This window comes from Clostridium lundense DSM 17049, from assembly GCF_000619945.1.
GTDB lineage: Bacteria > Bacillota > Clostridia > Clostridiales > Clostridiaceae > Clostridium_AO > Clostridium_AO lundense.
In genome coordinates, this window is sequence record NZ_JHVC01000002.1 from 304,604 (window position 1) to 321,613 (window position 17,010).

Below are 17,010 nucleotides of genomic sequence, written 5' to 3' on the forward strand. Positions count from 1 at the left end.
GGAGGATAATTATGAAAAGAAGATTTATAGCATTATCATTAGCCTTAACTACTGTATTAACTTTTACTGGTTGTGGTTCATCAGGAAGTAAAAAAGAAGGAAAAAGTGAAGAAAAGAAATTAGTTATATCTACTTGGGGATTAAATGAGGACAAACTTAAAGAAAATGTTTTTAAGCCTTTTGAGGAAAAGAATAATGTAAAAATAGTATTAGAAACAGGTAATAATTCAGAAAGATTAACAAAATTAAAAAATAACCCTAATTCAGAAGTTGATTTAATGTATCTTGCAGAATCATTCTCAGAGCAAGGTATACAAGAAGGATTGTTTGATAAAGTAGATTATAGTAAAGTATCTAATTCTGAAAAGATAAATCCAAAAGCAAAATCAGTAATAGAAAGCGGATATGGTCCAGCTTATACACTAAATAGAATAGCTATAGCTTATAACCCAAAGAAATTAGGATTTGAGATAAAATCATGGAAGGACTTATGGAGACCAGAATTAAAGGGAAAGATTGCAATACCAGATATAACAACAACTTTTGGTCCAGCAATGGTTTATATAGCAGGAATGAAGGCTGGTGTTGATGTTAAAAAAGATAAAGGTGAAGCAGCATTTAAACAGTTAGAAGCGTTGAAGCCAAATGTAGTAAAAACTTATAGCAAATCTTCAGATTTAACTAATATGTTTGCTAGTGGAGAGATTGTAGCAGCAGTAACAGCAGACTTTGTATATGGAAATATAAGCAAGGTAGCTCCAGATGTAAAATATGTAAATCCAGTTGAAGGAGCTTTTTTAAACTTCAATACAATAAATATAGCTAAAAACTCAAAAAATAAAGAACTAGCTGTACAATTTATAAACTATGCTTTAAGTGCAGAAGTACAAAGTAGAACAGCAAAGGGACTTGAAGAATCTCCAGTTAATGTGGACGTTAAGCTTTCAGCAGAAGAAAGTAAAAATTTAACCTATGGAGATATAGTAGGAAAATCAAATACTATAGACTATAAATTTGTTAATCCATTAATGAAAGATTGGATGGATAAATGGAATAGAATATTAAATTAATACTCTATAAGGAGAGAAAAATGGAAGTAGATTTATTAATTAAAAATGTAAAAGTATTTAATGTTTATATGAAAAAATTTATAAGTGAGGATGTAACAGTTCTAGATGGAAAGTTTTTTTATATAGGCAAGGACCAGGAGAATAAACTAGAACCTAAAGAGATAATCGATGGGAAAGGAAACTATTTAATTCCTGGATTAATAGATATTCATATGCACATAGAAAGTTCTATGACTACTCCATTTCAATTTTCTCAAGGGGTAATACCTCATGGGGTCACCACTATAGTGGCTGACCCTCATGAAATTGCCAATGTATTTGGAATTGAAGGAATAAAGGCCTTTATGAATAATGATAAACAAGTTAAGATAGATATTTTTTATGGCATTCCAAGCTCAGTGCCTTCCACATCACCTTACCTTGAAACTACAGGTGGAATTATAAATGATAAGGAAGTAATTGAGCTTTTAAATTATAATAAAATTCAATGCTTAGGAGAGGTAATGAATTTTAAGGAATTAATAGAAGATGAAAATTCTATAATAAATAACATTATAAAGGCTATAAAAGAGAAAAAGCCCTATCTTCCTTTAGAAGGACATTGCCCTAAAATAGAAGGGGTAGAACTTGCTCAATATATTTACAGAGGAATTGATGGAGATCATACTCAGCAGACCCCGAAGTCTTTAAAAGAGAAAATAAAAAATGGAATGTTTATGGAAATTCAAGAGAAGTCTATGACATATGAAAACTTAAATTACTTAATTGAAAATAATTTATATGAACATTTTTGCTTTGTTACTGATGATGTTATGGCCGACAAACTATTAGATGGTCATTTAAACAAGTTGGTGAAAAAGGCCATAGAAATGGGAATGAAACCTGAGTTAGCTATATATGCAGCTACGTATACTCCTGCTAGAAGGATGGGATTTAAAGATAGAGGAACAATTGCACCTGGAAAAATTGCTGATTTTATTATTCTTGACAATTTAAAAGAATTTAAAATTGAAAAAGTATATAAAGAAGGACAAGCTATTTATAACGGATGTGTAGAATATAAAGAAGAAAAAGGAAGCTTTCCTGAGTATTTTTATAACAGTGTAAATTTGAAGAAATTATCTACAGAAGATTTTAAAGTAACAGCACCCATAGAAGATGGTAAAATAAAATGCAAAATAATTAATGTGAAAAATAATACCACTTTTACAGAGGAAGAGGATGACCTAATAGAAGTAACAGATGGGATATTAGACTGGGAACAATCATCATATTGCCTAATTGCGGTTTTTGAAAGGTATGGAAAAGGTGAAGGAAAAGTTTTTGGATTAGTTGAAGGAGACGTAATAAAAGAAGGAGCCGTTGCTACTACATGGGCTCATGATCATCATAACTTAATGGTTATGGGAAGAAATATAGAAGATATGATGCTTGCTGCAAATCGCATTATCCAAACCCAGGGAGGATACTGTGTAGCAAATAATGGAGAAGTTTTAGCGTCTATAGAATTACCTGTAGGAGGAATTGTATCAGAAGAAAGAATTGATATATTTGGAGAAAAGCTTAAGAAAGTGCGAAATGCATTAAAAACATTAGGGTATAACCATAATAATGAAATAATGTCATTTAGCACACTATCTTTACCAGTTAGTCCAAGTATTAAAATTACAGATAAAGGATTAATAAGAGTAAAAACTCAGGAAGTAGTTCCTTTATTTTGTCAATAATAAATAAGGAGATAACTATGGATAAAATTTTAATTAAAAACGTTACAATTCTTACTATGAACAAGAACAAAGAAATTATAGAAAATGGAGTAGTTGTAATAGTAGGCAAAGAGATAATAGATATAGGGGACAGTTCTCTAGAAAGTAAGTATAAAGATTTTTTCATCATAGATGGCAATGGGGGTATATTAATGCCTGGAATGGTAAATTGCCACAGTCATGTATCTATGGTACCCTTCAGAAGTCTGGCAGATGATGAGGCAGACAGACTAAAAAAGTATATATTCCCTCTTGAGAAAAAATTAGTAGATAAAGATTTGGTATATAATGGGGCAAGATATGGAATATGTGAGATGTTACTATCTGGAGTTACAACATTTTGTGATATGTACTATTATGAAGATGAAGTAGCTAGAGCGGCAAGCAGATTGGGGATAAGAGCCATTGTTGGAGAAACAATAGTGGATTTCCCATCTCCAGATTCAACTGAGCCTTATGGAGGGCTAGAATATTGTAAGGAGTTTATAGAGAAATGGCATAAAGATGAATTAGTAACGCCTGCGATAGCTCCTCATGCTCCTTATACCAATGACAGTGAGCATTTAATTGAAGCACATATGCTTTCTCAAAAATATAATGTACCGCTTATAATGCATGTAGCAGAAATGGATTATGAATATAAAAAATATAAAGAAGAGTATAATATGACTCCTGTTGAATACTTGGATAGCTTAGGTATATTAGATAAAAACTTTATTGCAGCACATTTAGTTTTAGTTAATGATAAAGATTTAGATATATTACAAAAAAGGGAAGTAGGAGTATCACATAATGTTGGTGCTAATTCAAAAGGAGCTAAGGGAGTAGCGCCAGTTGTAAAGATGTATGAAAGAGGAATGAAAGTAGGTCTTGGAACTGATGGACCTATGAGTGGAAATACTCTTGATATAATAACGCAGATGCCATTAGTTGGAAAGGTACAAAAGCTTTTTAATAAGGATAGAACCCTATTACCATCCAAGAATATTGTAGAAATGGCTACAATAGGAGGGGCGAGGACACTTAACATGGAACATTTAATTGGAAGTATAGAGGTAGGCAAAAGGGCAGATTTAGTTATTTTAGAAACGGAATCAGTTAATATGCAACCTATATACGATTATTATTCTACTATAGTTTACTCTGCTAATCCATCTAACGTTGATACTGTAATTGTGGATGGTAGAATTATAGTAAGAAGTAAGAAAATTTTACGTATAGATTTTAACGATATTAAAAGAAATTTGTTGAACATGAAAGATAAAATACTTTGTATGATTAAAGAAATTTAAAGTGGTGTATCAGTTATGATTGCCAATACACCACTTTGTATATAATAGATTTAAATATAGGTATGTGTAAAAAGTATGAATCAAATTTTTAAGTATGAGAACACATATTTAAAAAGTATTTGTGAAACTCTAAATTATCTGTAAGTTCCGGGTGAAAGGATGTAGCTAACATATTATTTTGTCTTGCAGCTACAACATTACCATGAATTTTGTGTAATACTTCCACATTATTGAAGGTATCTGTGATAAATGGGGCTCTTATAAAAACTAAAGGTATAGGATCACAAGAAACTTCATGAATAATTTCTGAGGTCTTAAAGCTATCAATTTGGCTTCCATATGCATTTCGTTTTACCTTTATATCCATAACTTGAAGATGCTTATTAGTTGAATCTTCAATATCCCTTGCAAGAAGTATCATACCAGCACAGGTACCCCATACAGGAAATCCAGAAAGAATTTTTTCTCTTAAGGGTTGTAGCATATTTGTTTCTCTTAAAAGTTTTCCTATAGTTGTGCTCTCACCACCTGGAAGAATGATTCCTTGTATATCTTTTAATTGATCAATATTTTTTATTCCAATTCCTTCATGACCAAGTGCTTCTATGTGATGGATATGTTCAATTACTCCTCCTTGTAGTGCTAATACTCCTATTTTCACCTTTACCAACCTCTTTGTGCAAACTTATCTTTAATCTCGCTTAATTCTAAACTATTCATTGCTTCACCTAGGTTTTCTGAAACTTCCGCAATAATTTTTGGATCATTATAATGAGTTGTAGCTAAAACTATTGCTTTTGCCATAACTTCAGGATTTTGAGATTTAAATATTCCCGAACCTACAAATACACCTTCTGATCCTAGTTGCATCATAAGGGCTGCATCTGCTGGAGTAGCTATTCCGCCTGCGGCAAAGTTTACTACAGGAAGTTTACCATTTTGCCATACATATTCTATTAGATTTAAAGGTGCGCCCATTTCCTTAGCTAATGACATTAATTCTTCCTTAGGAGCATTCTTTACTTTTCTAATTTCATCCATCATACATCTCATATGTTTTACAGCTTCCACTACATTTCCAGTACCAGCTTCTCCTTTTGTTCTTATCATTGAGGCACCCTCACCAATTCTTCTTAAAGCCTCACCAAGATTTCTTGCACCACAAACATATGGTACCTTAAAATCCCATTTGTTTATATGATAGGAGTCATCGGCTGGAGTTAGAACTTCACTTTCATCTATAAAATCTATTCCTATTTCCTGTAATATTTGTGCTTCTACAAAATGACCTATTCTAACTTTAGCCATAACTGGTATAGAAACAGCTTGTTTAATTTCTTTAATCATTTTAGGATCAGACATCCTAGCAACGCCACCTTGCTTTCTTATATCAGAAGGCACCCTTTCAAGAGCCATTACTGCACAAGCACCTGATTTTTCTGCAATTATTGCCTGCTCTACATTTACCACATCCATGATAACTCCGCCTTTTAACATTTGAGCTAAATTTTTATTAAGTTCATATCTTTCCATAAAAAACCCTCCCAAAACATAACTTTGTATTGTTATAATCTAATTATAGTAAATATTCAGAGAATAGAGTAGTGTATCGATACATTGTATTGTGATATACAGCAAAGTTAGTATGCAAATGATAGTGTTAATTTTTATCAAGTTTTTTATGAAGATTTGTGTTAATATTAGTTATAGTTATTTTGAAAGGATTGGTCACATGAGTAAGATATTAGTATTAGCTGAAAAACCTTCTGTTGGAAGAGATTTAGCTAGAGTTTTGAACTGTAATAAAAAAGGTAATGGTTATTTAGAAGGAGAAAAGTATATAGTTACTTGGGCTCTTGGACATTTAGTTACATTGGCAGATCCTGAGGCTTATGATGAAAAATATAAATCTTGGAGAATCGAAGACTTACCAATGCTTCCTTCTAATTTAAAGCTTGTTGTTATAAAGCAAACTGGTAAGCAATTTAATATAGTTAAAGAACAAATGAATAGAAAAGATGTAAATGAGATTGTTATTGCTACAGATGCTGGACGTGAAGGTGAGTTAGTAGCTAGATGGATAATAGAAAAAGCTCATGTACATAAAAAAATAAAACGTCTTTGGATTTCTTCTGTTACAGATAAAGCTATTAAAGATGGATTCAATAAATTACGGGACGGTAGGGAATATGAGAACCTCTATGCTTCTGCTGTTGCTCGTTCGGAGGCAGACTGGATTGTAGGAATTAATGCTACTCGTGCGTTAACTTGTAAATTTAATGCTCAGCTTTCTTGTGGAAGAGTTCAAACTCCAACCCTTGCTATAATTGCTAAAAGGGAAGAAGAAATTAAAAACTTTAAACCTAAAACATTTTATGGCATTACAGCCGTAGCTAATGGTTTAAAATTAACTTGGCAGGATAGTAAAACTAGAGATACAAAAACTTTTGATAAGGGAAAATCCGATAAAATAATTCAGACATTAAAAAATAAAAATGCCGAAGTTATAGAAGTAGATAAGACCCATAAAAAGAGTTTTTCTCCAGGATTATATGATTTAACAGAACTTCAGAGGGATGCTAATAAAATTTTTGGATATTCAGCAAAGGAAACACTTTCTCTTATGCAAAGACTTTATGAAAGTCATAAGGTATTAACTTATCCAAGAACGGATTCAAGATATATTTCCACAGATATAGTGGATACTCTAAAGGATAGAGTTAAGGCTTGTGGTGTAGGACCTTATTCAAAGGTAGCTTTTAAGGTTTTAAAGAATCCAATAAAGGGAAGCAAATCTTTTGTTGATAATAGCAAAGTATCGGACCATCATGCTATTATACCAACAGAACAGTCAGTTTCTCTAAGTTCATTAAGTGATAAGGAAAGAAAAATATATGATTTAGTAGTTAAAAGATTCTTAGCTGTGTTATATCCTCCTTTTGAATATGAACAGACTACAATAAAAGCTAAAGTAGGAGAGGAAATGTTTATTGCTAAGGGAAAAACTGTTATTTCTCAAGGTTGGAAAGAGGTTTATGAAAATAAATTTGATGATGATGATTCAAAAGAGGGTATTTCAGAACAAATGTTACCAAGCATAAATAAAGGTGATGTTTTGAATGTATCTACGATTTCTCAAAGTAAAGGGGAAACTAAGCCGCCAGCTCCATTTAATGAAGGAACTCTACTCTCTGCCATGGAAAATCCAATAAAGTATATGAGTAATGAAAGCGAAGCCTTGAAAAAAGCTATTGGAGAAACTGGAGGACTTGGAACTGTGGCTACAAGAGCTGATATTATAGAAAAATTATTTAACACCTTCTTAATTGAAAAGAAGGGTAAGGATATTTTTATAACTTCTAAGGGTAAACAGCTTTTAGAGCTAGTACCTGAGGATTTAAAATCCCCAACATTAACTGCACAGTGGGAGCAGAACCTAAGCTCTATTGCTAAAGGTTCTCTTAATAAAAATGCATTTATCAATGATATGAGAAACTATGCAAAAGTAGTTGTTAACGATATAAAAAATAGTCATGAAAAATTCAAACATGATAACCTTACAAGAACTAAATGCCCAGAATGCGGAAAATATATGTTAGAAGTTAACGGTAAACATGGAAAAATGCTTGTGTGCCAGGATAGAGAGTGTGGTTATAGAAAGCCAATCTCTAAAATTACTAATGCAAGATGTCCTAATTGCCATAAAAAATTAGAACTTCAAGGAGAAGGTGAAGGAAAGATATTTGTGTGCAAGTGTGGCTACAAAGAAAAACTTTCTGCATTTAATGAAAGAAAGAAAAATGATAGTGGTAAAGTTACCAAAAGAGATGTATCAAAATATTTAAAGGAACAGAAAAAGGCAAATAACGAGCCAATCAATTCAGCATTAGCAGAAGCTCTTGCTAAGTTAAAGTTTTAGTTAGGAAATTAGGGGACAGTTCTCAATTAATAAGCAATAAAGTTATAAATATGAATTTTAATCATATTAAGAGAAAACTAATGAAATGTTTTTAGAAATGAAAAAAGCTTAAGGTAAGATAAACCCTATAAGAAAGTTTATATTCTTATAGGGTTTTTAATTTTATTCGATACGAGGTTTTGCAGGGTCACATCCAGGATGTTTTACGGTAGAAGATTGAGATAGTTTAAATTGATAGTAACATTCCTCGCGATACATATGATCTAGCACAAGAGGTGCTAAGGTTCCAAGTACTTTTTTCTCTAGAACACCTAGCTTTAAGTTCTCTAAAAATTCTTTAAAGCAATTCATTTCAGAATTAGCATTTTCATTGAGAGCATCTAAAGCCGGAAATTTACATAAACCTGTCCTCATATAGCCTTTAAATTCAATGGCTTGTAAGTATAGATTATCAAAAGTTACAGCAAATTTTTTGCTAGATTCAATTAATTTTTTTTCTGTCATATCAAGGGAAGCTGAAATTGAACTAGCATGCCCAGAACCATCAGGAAGCCATAATAGATGATAATGTATAGGACCTGTTAAAAAGGTTCTGTTGTTAAAATAACAATTTAATACATGTAAATACTCTTCTAGCTCATTTATCATATGATTTAGAAAAGTTGGGGGCATATTAAATGTAATTTTACCAGCTATTTTTTTAGAAAGTAGATGAAGTTTGAAAGCTTTTAATTCTTGAGTAGCTGTATAAGCTGATTTTGTTAGCTCATCTAAGTTTCTTCCAGGTAAAGTATTTCTAGCAATGTTTAATAGGTTATCAAATAGACATTTAAAATATTCGGTTTTCTTAACCAAGCTTGCTTCTGTACAGGGTAATGCATTAATTATGAAGCGAGTGTGATCTCCTAAAATTTGTAGCCAAAAGCGATGTTCAAATAATATTTCGTTATTATAGGTATTCAAATTACTCCTCCTAATAAATATCCACTATCTATGTTATGCAAATTATTAAAAATTGTGCATTTCTATTGTTAGTGCTTATCTTTTTATTGACTTTTTGGTATAGGTAATTTACTATAATATAGTTAATAAAGTTAACTATTAATAGAATTAATTATTAATAAAATGTATTATTTTAATTATATAATTTTCAGGGAGGAAGTAGATATGGAAGATAAAAATTTAGAAAATATGGTGGATAATATTTTTAGTATTTATCCTATGATTTATAAAAACTTAATGAAAACAACTCATGAATGCATGAATATAAGCATGCCTCATGCCCACTATCAAATAATATTCATTTTGGAGAAATTTGGGGACCTTTCAGTTACTGAAATATCTAAAAAAGTTTGTATATCTAAACCACAAATGACTGTACTAATTGATAAGCTCGTAGAAGATAAGCTTGTAGAAAGAAAACATAGTTCAAATGATAGAAGAGTAATAAATATATCATTAACAGAGAAAGGTAAACAATTTGTTCAACAATATAAACTTGCAGCTAAAAGCAACATGAAAAATAAATTAAGAAGTCTATCCGAAGATGATTTGAAATCTTTATATTCAGCTTTAGATGTAGTAAAGAATATAACAAATAAAATAAAGGAGAATACGTAATATATGAATAATTTAAGCAAAAAAAGAGTTACATTTGTTTTAATAGGAGTTATGCTTAGTGTGCTTTTAAGTTCATTAGATAGTACAATTGTAGGTACCTCTATGCCTAAGATTATAAATGAATTGCATGGAATGGATCAGTATACTTGGCCATTTACAGCATATATGCTTTGTTCAACTATAACTATACCTATTTTCGGTAAGTTAGCAGATATATATGGGCGTAAACCAATTTGGTTTATAGGTATAAGTATATTTCTTATAGCTACAGCACTTTGCGGATTATCTAAAACTATGATGCAGCTTATTATATTTAGAGGGCTTCAGGGTTTTGGTGGTGGTATATTAATGTCTAATTCATTTGCCATTGTAGGAGCTATGTTTTCACCAGCAGAAAGGGGAAAATATATGGGGTTGGTAACTGGAGTCTTCGGATTATCTAGTGTTATAGGACCTGCTGTTGGAGGATATATAACTGATAATTTAAATTGGAGATGGGTATTTTATGTAAACTTACCTGTAGGAATACTAGCTATGGTAGTTATGTTTTTCGCATTACCTAATGTAATTGATAAATCTGTGAAAAAGGTTGTAGATTATTTAGGAGCATTAATGCTTATACTTGGATTAGTTCCTATGCTATTAGCATTTACTTGGGCAGGTAAGGATTATTCATGGGGTTCAGTGCAAATAATTGGAATGTTGGCATTTTCAGTAGTCATGTTTATAGTTTTTGGATTTGTAGAATCTAAAGCAGTTGAACCAATAATACCACCAAGTTTGTTTAAAAACTCTACATTTAATATATCTACTTTTGCAGCATTTTTAACTAATGGTGCTATGTTTGGAACAATAACATTTATACCACTTTTTGTTCAAGGAGTTATAGGAGCTAGTGCTACTAATTCAGGAATGGTTACAACTCCAATGACTTTAGCATTAGTTATCGCAAGTATAATAAGTGGACAATTAATTTCAAGGACGGGAAAGTACAAAGTTTTAGGGTTGATAGGATTTTTAATTGCAGCAGTAGGAATGTTTTTTATGGCATTAATGGGTACAAGTACTACCAATTTACAAATAGTTATAAACATGATTATATTGGGGGCAGGTCTTGGAGTAACTATGCCAATATTTAATATAACTGTACAAAATGCTTTTCCATCAAATAAACTTGGCACTGTAACATCAGCAGTTCAATTCTTTAGAAACATAGGAGGAACAATAAGTTCAGCGGTATTAGGAACTGTAATGTCCAATGCTATGAATGATGGTTTTACAAAGATGGACTACAGCAATGTTCCAACTCAAATGAAAGTTATATTTAAAGATGCTCAAGCTTTTACCAATGCAGATGCTATAAAAGCAGTAAGGGATCATTTACCACAACAAGCTAGAGTATTTTTTGATAGTATGATGATACAGGTTAAAGAAGTAATTGCCAATTCAATTCATGAAGTTTTTGTTATATCAATATTTATATTAGTAGCTGCTATAGTTATAACTTTATTCTTAAAAGAGACTCCTTTAAAAGGATATTCACAAGATAAGGAAGAAGCGGCATAATTATTATTTTATATAGCATCTCATAGTTATTTTGATATGAGGTGTTTTTTCTTTTTTAAAAGTTAAAAATTTAAAGGAAACTTAGAAAATAAATTTCATATTATGGCAATAGAGAGTATTTTTATAAAAGGAGAAAAATAAGATTTATGCTAAATTGTAATTTTTATAACCCCAGCATACTTTATGCTAATATAAAGAAAGGACGTATAAAGGTAAATGGAATTGGTGTAGTAAAGACTCAGCCTAACATAGCTATTATAAGCTTGGGAGTTGTAACAGAAAATAAAAATTTAGAGGTTGCGCAAGGAGAAAATGCTGAAATATCTACAAAGGTTATAAATGGACTAAAAGATATGGGCATACCTAATAAAGATATAAGCACAAAAAATTATACCATTGAACCTCAGTATGATTATGTTGAAGGAAAGCAAATATTTAGGGGATACAAAGTAACAAATATTTTGAATGTAACTATAAGAGACATTAATAGGGTGGGAGAGATAATTGATACTTCAGTTAAAAATGGAGTAAATGTTATAGATAACATAAAGTTTACTATAGATAATATGTCTACTTATTACAGCAAAGCATTAAATTTAGCAGTAAAGGATGCTATGAGAAAAGCTGTGGAAATTGGGAATACTTTAAAAGTTAATGTGAATGAAATTCCAACTAGTATTGTAGAAGAAAGCTACGAAGAAATTATTCCACAGGCAACTATGGTTAAGATGTACTCAAGTTCTACTCCTATAATGCCTGGAGAAATTAATATTACAGCAAAGATAGAAAGTATTTTTAACTATAGCTCATATATGTATTAAATCTAAGAAAAAATTTAAAATATTATCAAAAAGATAGTAAGTTAAATCTAAGGAGAGGATAAGATTTTTAATTTTATACAATCCTTAGATTTTTGCAGGCTATTACGGAATTATTGAGAACTGTCCCTGATAGTATTAACATTACTGTGAGGAGCTATTTGTTAACATACTTTTAATATAGCAGTTTAACAGTTGGCAATGAAATATTATATGTAGTAACATATAATAAGAATATAAATACGTGAAAGGTGGCTTTAAATGGACCAACTTAAATCTATTAGTCTAAAGTTTCAAGCTGTGGGTACATTACCTAAATTTGTATTAACTATAATTTTATTAATAGGGCTTTACATTATCAATAAAGCTGTAGTTAACTTTATTAATAATATAAATTGGAGTTCACAAAGAACAATAAAATTTAAAAAGGCATGTTCTGCTTTTATAAAGATAATATTTTTTGTATTAATAACGCCTATTTGGGTATATGAATCTAAAGATATTTTAACATTCCTAGGACTTTTCTCAGCAGGTATGGCTTTTGCTTTTAAAGATTTGGTATCCAGTTTTTTAGGATGGGTAATAATAAATTCTCATAAGCCTTTTGTAGTAGGAGATAGAATTAAAATCGGGGATAGTGTAGGCGATGTGTTACAAATAGATTGGTTTTATACTACTATAATAGAAGTTACTCAAAATAATAAGATTTATGGACAAAGTACTGGAAGATTAACTAATATTCCTAACATAAAAATACTTTCAGCAGAAGTAATAAGTGAAACTAGCACGTTTCCATATACTTGGAATGAAATACAGTTCAATCTTTCGTTGGATAGCAATTGGCAAAAAGCTAAAGAAATAATAATTAATGTAGCAGGCAAGGAAATTGGGAACATACAGGATGAAGTAAAAGAATCTTTAGATGTAGCTTCTAAGACTCATCCTATATACTATCAAAATCTTTCTCATACTGTGTATACTTCTATTGATTTAGGAAAGATAGTACTTACTTTGAGATTCATTTGTGGATCTAGAAATTTTAGAAATTTGGAGCATAGTATAGTTGAGAGTGTACTTATAGAGTTTAAGAAATATGATGATGTACAGCTTATATAACTAGTAAAATATAGAGTCCATTTTAAAGTTATATAAAAGTTATATAAATATAGAGAGTGAAGAATTATGAATACAAATAATATGATAAAAAACTATTTTCCTGCATTAACGCACAAAGAGTTTAAAAATTTTTGGATAGGATGTATGATATCCCTAATTGGTACATGGATACAAAATACTGGTCAAGCGTGGTTAGTGCTTACACTTACTAATTCCTCATTTAAATTAGGAATTGTAAGTGCGTTGCAATTTACACCTGTACTAATATTTTCTCTTTTTGCAGGAGCAGTAATAGATAACATTCCAAAAAGAAAAATTTTGCTTTTTACACAAACTGGTTTTATGATATTAGCATTTATTCTTTGTTTCTTGGTATTAACAAATAAGGTACAATATTGGCATGTATTGGTTTTAGCATTTCTATTAGGTTGTATAAATACATTGGATATGCCTACTAGACAATCATTTATGATAGAATTGGTAGGTAAAGAAGATTTAATAAACGCTATAGCATTAAATTCTTCTGTATTTAATGGTGCTAGGCTTATAGGACCTGGAGTTTCAGGGATTATGATCCATTATTTTGGATTTACTTTATGTTTTTTTCTAAATGCTTTAAGTTTTATACCATTAATATATAGTATATATAAAATAAATATAAAAGAAAATAATAAATTCTTTGATAAGAAAAAAAATATAATGAAGGACGTTAAAGAAGGTATAAGATATATATGTAAAAATCCAATTATATATAGAACGGTTATAATTATTGCTATAGTGGGTACTTTTGCCATGAATTATAGTGTACTTATTCCGCTTCAAGCAAAAATGGTTTTAAATCAAGGCTCAAAGGAATATGGATATTTGATGTCTTGCATGGGAGCGGGTTCATTTATTGCAGCGGTGTTTGTAGCAGCTAAAAATAGATCTGGACCAAAAAGATTACTTCTGTATTTTAGCGGAACCGCAATTTCTTTATTTTTAGTTGGAATAGGGTTTACTAAGTCATTTACGGTAAGTGCAATACTTCTTTTCTTAATAGGAATATTTAATATTTTGTTTACCACTACTGCTAATTCAAGAATACAATTGAATGTTTGTGATGAGTATAGAGGAAGGGTAATGAGCGTTTATTCATTAGTATTTACTGGGGTTACTCCTATAGGTAGTATATTTACTGGGTATGTAAGTACTAAATTCAATGTTCCCTTTACCTTTATATTAAGTGGAATTGTCACAGTCATTTTTATATGGGTACTCTTTGTTATACCTAAAAAAAATTCTGATTCGAAAACAGTAAAAGCATAGATTTTCTATATAAATTATTAAGTCATCACATTTATTAATAAGTGTATATAATATATTTCGTGGTTCTTATTATACAAGGGAGGAAATGCAAATGCGTAAAAGTATAATAAAGGAATTTAAAGAATTTGCAGTAAAGGGAAATGTTATTGATTTAGCAGTTGGTGTAGTTATTGGAACAGCCTTTGGAAAAATAGTTTCATCTTTAGTAAATGACATTATAATGCCTGTAGTAGGAATTTTAATTGGAGGAGTTGACTTTACTAAATTAGTAGTAAAAGTAGATGGAGTAAATGGAAAAGAAGTACTAATAAAATATGGCCAATTTATTCAATCTGTAGTAGACTTTTTAATTATATCTTTTTCAATATTTTTATTTATTAATATTATAAATAAATTTAAAAAGAAAGAGGAAGAAAAACCAAATGTTGTTGAGCCTACAAAGGAAGAAATATTATTAACTGAGATAAGAGATATTTTAAAAGAAAAAAGTGATATAGAATAATAATTTTTATATAAGAAAGAATGAATAGAGAAAAATTTTTCTGTTGTAGTTTAGAAAAATATCAATATTCATTCTTTGTTTTTGTTTTCAAAGTAAGGGATTTTATATTGTTGCACCAGATAAGTTTTCTATGAGTAGGGTAAGTAATTCATCTGTAATTTGAGGAAAATCTTTATAATATAATCCTACAGCATAAAATTCTTCGGGAGCAATTAAGTATATAACTTCATCAACCATGCTTTTCAATTTATAAAGGGTACTTTTAGGTAATACAGGTATAGCTATAATAATTTTTTTAGCTCCTTGTTTTTTAAGAGACTTTATCGCAGCCATAATAGTAAAACCTGTAGCAATTCCATCATCCATTATTATTACTGTCTTATTTCGTATATCTACAAAAGGTCTATTACCTCTATAATCTTTTATTCTTCTGTGGATTTCTGTTTTTTCTATTAGCACTTCATTTTTTATGTATTCTTTGGATATATTAAAAGTTTTTTCATAATTTTCGTCTACAAAATAAGTTCCATCAGAACATACAGCTCCTATAGCAAATTCTTTATTATGAGTTGCTCCTATTTTTCTTGTAATAATAAAGTCCCAAGGAAAGTGAAATTTTCTTATAGATTCATAGGCTACTTCTAGACCGCCTCTTGGTATTGCTAATATGATTGGATCTTCTTCTTTAAATTTTTCAATTTTTAATGAAAGTTGCTTACCAGCATCTTCTCTATTTAAAAACATATTATCAGCTCCTTAATATCATATAGATAGTGTAAGTTAATTAGTATTTTTTATTCTACTGAGGGGGAAAAGATAAATTATTAGACTTCTTTTTATAAAAACTGAATTTTTAAAATTATTGAAAAAGTGCAATATATGTAATAAAATTATATATAAGGTAAAATTTATAAAATGGATAGGGAGAGAAAATTTAAAATGAGTATAAGGGAAATTAAGAGTAAGCTTCCAAATGAAATTATGGATATGTTGTATGAATTATATTCCCCTATTGAAGTAGATGAAATTTTAAGAAGTTATAAAGATGGAAGAAGAACAACCTTAAGAATAAATACATTAAAAAATTCTATGGGACAGGTTCTACAGGAATTAAGAAAAAGAGGAATAAAGTTTTCAAATTGCAGTTTTATAAAGGATGCACTAATTGTCGGTGATTATAGGGAATCTGATATAAGTAAGCTTCCATCATATAAAGAAGGAAGAATATATCTTCAGAATTTATCTAGTATGCTGCCGCCTATGTTTTTGGATATTGAAGAAAATATGGATATATTAGATATGTGTGCATCACCAGGAAGTAAGACTACTCAAATGGCAGCTTTAATTAATAATAAAGGTATAATAGTAGCTAATGAAATAAATCCAATTAGAAGAGAAAGATTAAAATATAATGTGGATAAACAAGGAGCAAAATGTGTACAAGTTATAGGAGAGGATGGAAAAAAGTTAGGTGGAATTTTTAAAGAAAGGTTTCACAGGGTACTTTTAGATGCACCTTGTTCTGGTGAAGGAACGATATATATAAAAAAACCAGAAAGTTATAGAAAGTGGAATAAAAGGACTATGATGAAAAATTCTAAATTGCAAAAAAGACTATTGGAAAGTGGCGTTAATGCATTAAAAAAAGGTGGAATTTTAGTATATTCAACCTGTACATTATCTCCAGAGGAGAATGAAGAGGTAATTAATGAGATAATGTATAGATATACTAATTTAAGAATTATGGAGATGAATTTCAAATTAAAAAACTCTAGTATGGGCATTACAAGTTATAAAAATAAAGTATATCATCCAAGCTTAAGTAATGCATTAAGGGTATTACCTAATAAGGACATGGAAGGTTTTTTTGTATGTAAAATAAGAAAAAATAGAGATTAAATAGAAATATAATTAATAATTAAGTATCAAAACCTTGGAAGTATAAGTTCAAATCTTATGCCTCCAAGGTTTTTTTATTCAAAAAAACTTTTTCTTAACATATATTTATATAGAAAGAAGTAAATAAGGAGAGG

General features: G+C 30.0%; 15 protein-coding genes. 11 read left to right on the forward strand and 4 right to left on the reverse strand.

Annotated features, from left to right (window positions below; all coding sequences use genetic code 11):
• Positions 1-11: 11 nt before the first annotated feature.
• The 3 genes from T514_RS0105255 to T514_RS0105265 are packed head-to-tail and all read left to right on the forward strand — an operon-like array spanning position 12 to position 4,128.
• Entirely contained in the window at positions 12-1,070 is a 1,059-nt protein-coding gene (locus T514_RS0105255; protein WP_027623834.1) for an ABC transporter substrate-binding protein, read from the forward strand.
• 20 nt (positions 1,071-1,090) lie between these two features.
• A complete protein-coding gene (locus T514_RS0105260) occupies positions 1,091-2,797 on the forward strand; it encodes an adenine deaminase (RefSeq protein ID WP_027623835.1) in 1,707 nt (568 codons plus the stop codon).
• A 17-nt stretch (positions 2,798-2,814) separates the two neighbouring features.
• A complete protein-coding gene (locus T514_RS0105265) occupies positions 2,815-4,128 on the forward strand; it encodes an amidohydrolase (RefSeq protein WP_027623836.1) in 1,314 nt (437 codons plus the stop codon).
• Positions 4,129-4,216: 88 nt separating this feature from the next.
• Here T514_RS0105265 and pdxT read toward each other — a convergent pair whose 3' ends face one another.
• Both pdxT and pdxS read right to left on the reverse strand, forming a co-directional pair.
• Positions 4,217-4,789: a pyridoxal 5'-phosphate synthase glutaminase subunit PdxT gene (gene pdxT, locus T514_RS0105270; RefSeq protein ID WP_027623837.1), complete on the reverse strand. Its 573-nt coding sequence runs from the start codon at positions 4,787-4,789 to the stop codon at positions 4,217-4,219.
• A 2-nt stretch (positions 4,790-4,791) separates the two neighbouring features.
• On the reverse strand, positions 4,792-5,661 hold the full coding sequence (pdxS, locus tag T514_RS0105275) for a pyridoxal 5'-phosphate synthase lyase subunit PdxS (RefSeq protein ID WP_027623838.1): 870 nt from the start codon (positions 5,659-5,661) through the stop codon (positions 4,792-4,794).
• A 199-nt stretch (positions 5,662-5,860) separates the two neighbouring features.
• On the opposite strand from pdxS, the gene T514_RS0105280 reads away from it, so the two are divergent.
• Entirely contained in the window at positions 5,861-8,047 is a 2,187-nt protein-coding gene (locus T514_RS0105280) for a DNA topoisomerase III (protein ID WP_027623839.1), read from the forward strand.
• 162 nt (positions 8,048-8,209) lie between these two features.
• On the opposite strand, the gene T514_RS0105285 is transcribed toward T514_RS0105280, so the two are convergent.
• Complete coding sequence (locus tag T514_RS0105285; RefSeq protein WP_027623840.1) at positions 8,210-9,010, reverse strand: DUF2935 domain-containing protein; 801 nt, start codon at positions 9,008-9,010, stop codon at positions 8,210-8,212.
• Positions 9,011-9,214: 204 nt separating this feature from the next.
• Between T514_RS0105285 and T514_RS0105290 the strand changes: the two genes are divergently transcribed.
• The 6 genes from T514_RS0105290 to mscL all read left to right on the forward strand — a co-directional run bounded on the left by T514_RS0105290 (position 9,215) and on the right by mscL (position 14,977).
• Positions 9,215-9,667: a MarR family winged helix-turn-helix transcriptional regulator gene (locus T514_RS0105290; protein ID WP_027623841.1), complete on the forward strand. Its 453-nt coding sequence runs from the start codon at positions 9,215-9,217 to the stop codon at positions 9,665-9,667.
• Positions 9,668-9,670: 3 nt separating this feature from the next.
• Positions 9,671-11,233 (forward strand): MDR family MFS transporter, encoded by a 1,563-nt coding sequence (locus T514_RS23820; RefSeq protein WP_051541785.1) that lies wholly within the window; start codon positions 9,671-9,673, stop codon positions 11,231-11,233.
• Between the two features lie 146 nt (positions 11,234-11,379).
• The gene (locus T514_RS0105300) at positions 11,380-12,054 is read left to right on the forward strand and encodes an SIMPL domain-containing protein (protein WP_034868173.1); all 675 of its coding nucleotides are present in this window, start codon (positions 11,380-11,382) and stop codon (positions 12,052-12,054) included.
• A gap of 258 nt (positions 12,055-12,312) precedes the next feature.
• A complete protein-coding gene (locus tag T514_RS0105305) occupies positions 12,313-13,167 on the forward strand; it encodes a mechanosensitive ion channel family protein (RefSeq protein WP_034868174.1) in 855 nt (284 codons plus the stop codon).
• Positions 13,168-13,233: 66 nt separating this feature from the next.
• Positions 13,234-14,475: an MFS transporter gene (locus tag T514_RS0105310; RefSeq protein ID WP_027623844.1), complete on the forward strand. Its 1,242-nt coding sequence runs from the start codon at positions 13,234-13,236 to the stop codon at positions 14,473-14,475.
• 91 nt (positions 14,476-14,566) lie between these two features.
• Complete coding sequence (gene mscL / locus T514_RS0105315) at positions 14,567-14,977, forward strand: large-conductance mechanosensitive channel protein MscL (protein WP_034868176.1); 411 nt, start codon at positions 14,567-14,569, stop codon at positions 14,975-14,977.
• Between the two features lie 102 nt (positions 14,978-15,079).
• Here the strand turns inward: mscL and T514_RS0105320 are convergent, their stop codons facing one another.
• A complete protein-coding gene (locus T514_RS0105320; protein ID WP_027623846.1) occupies positions 15,080-15,721 on the reverse strand; it encodes a phosphoribosyltransferase in 642 nt (213 codons plus the stop codon).
• A 195-nt stretch (positions 15,722-15,916) separates the two neighbouring features.
• Here T514_RS0105320 and T514_RS0105325 point away from each other — a divergent pair, with 195 nt between their 5' ends.
• The gene (locus T514_RS0105325) at positions 15,917-16,876 is read left to right on the forward strand and encodes an RsmB/NOP family class I SAM-dependent RNA methyltransferase (RefSeq protein WP_027623847.1); all 960 of its coding nucleotides are present in this window, start codon (positions 15,917-15,919) and stop codon (positions 16,874-16,876) included.
• Positions 16,877-17,010: the final 134 nt, after the last annotated feature.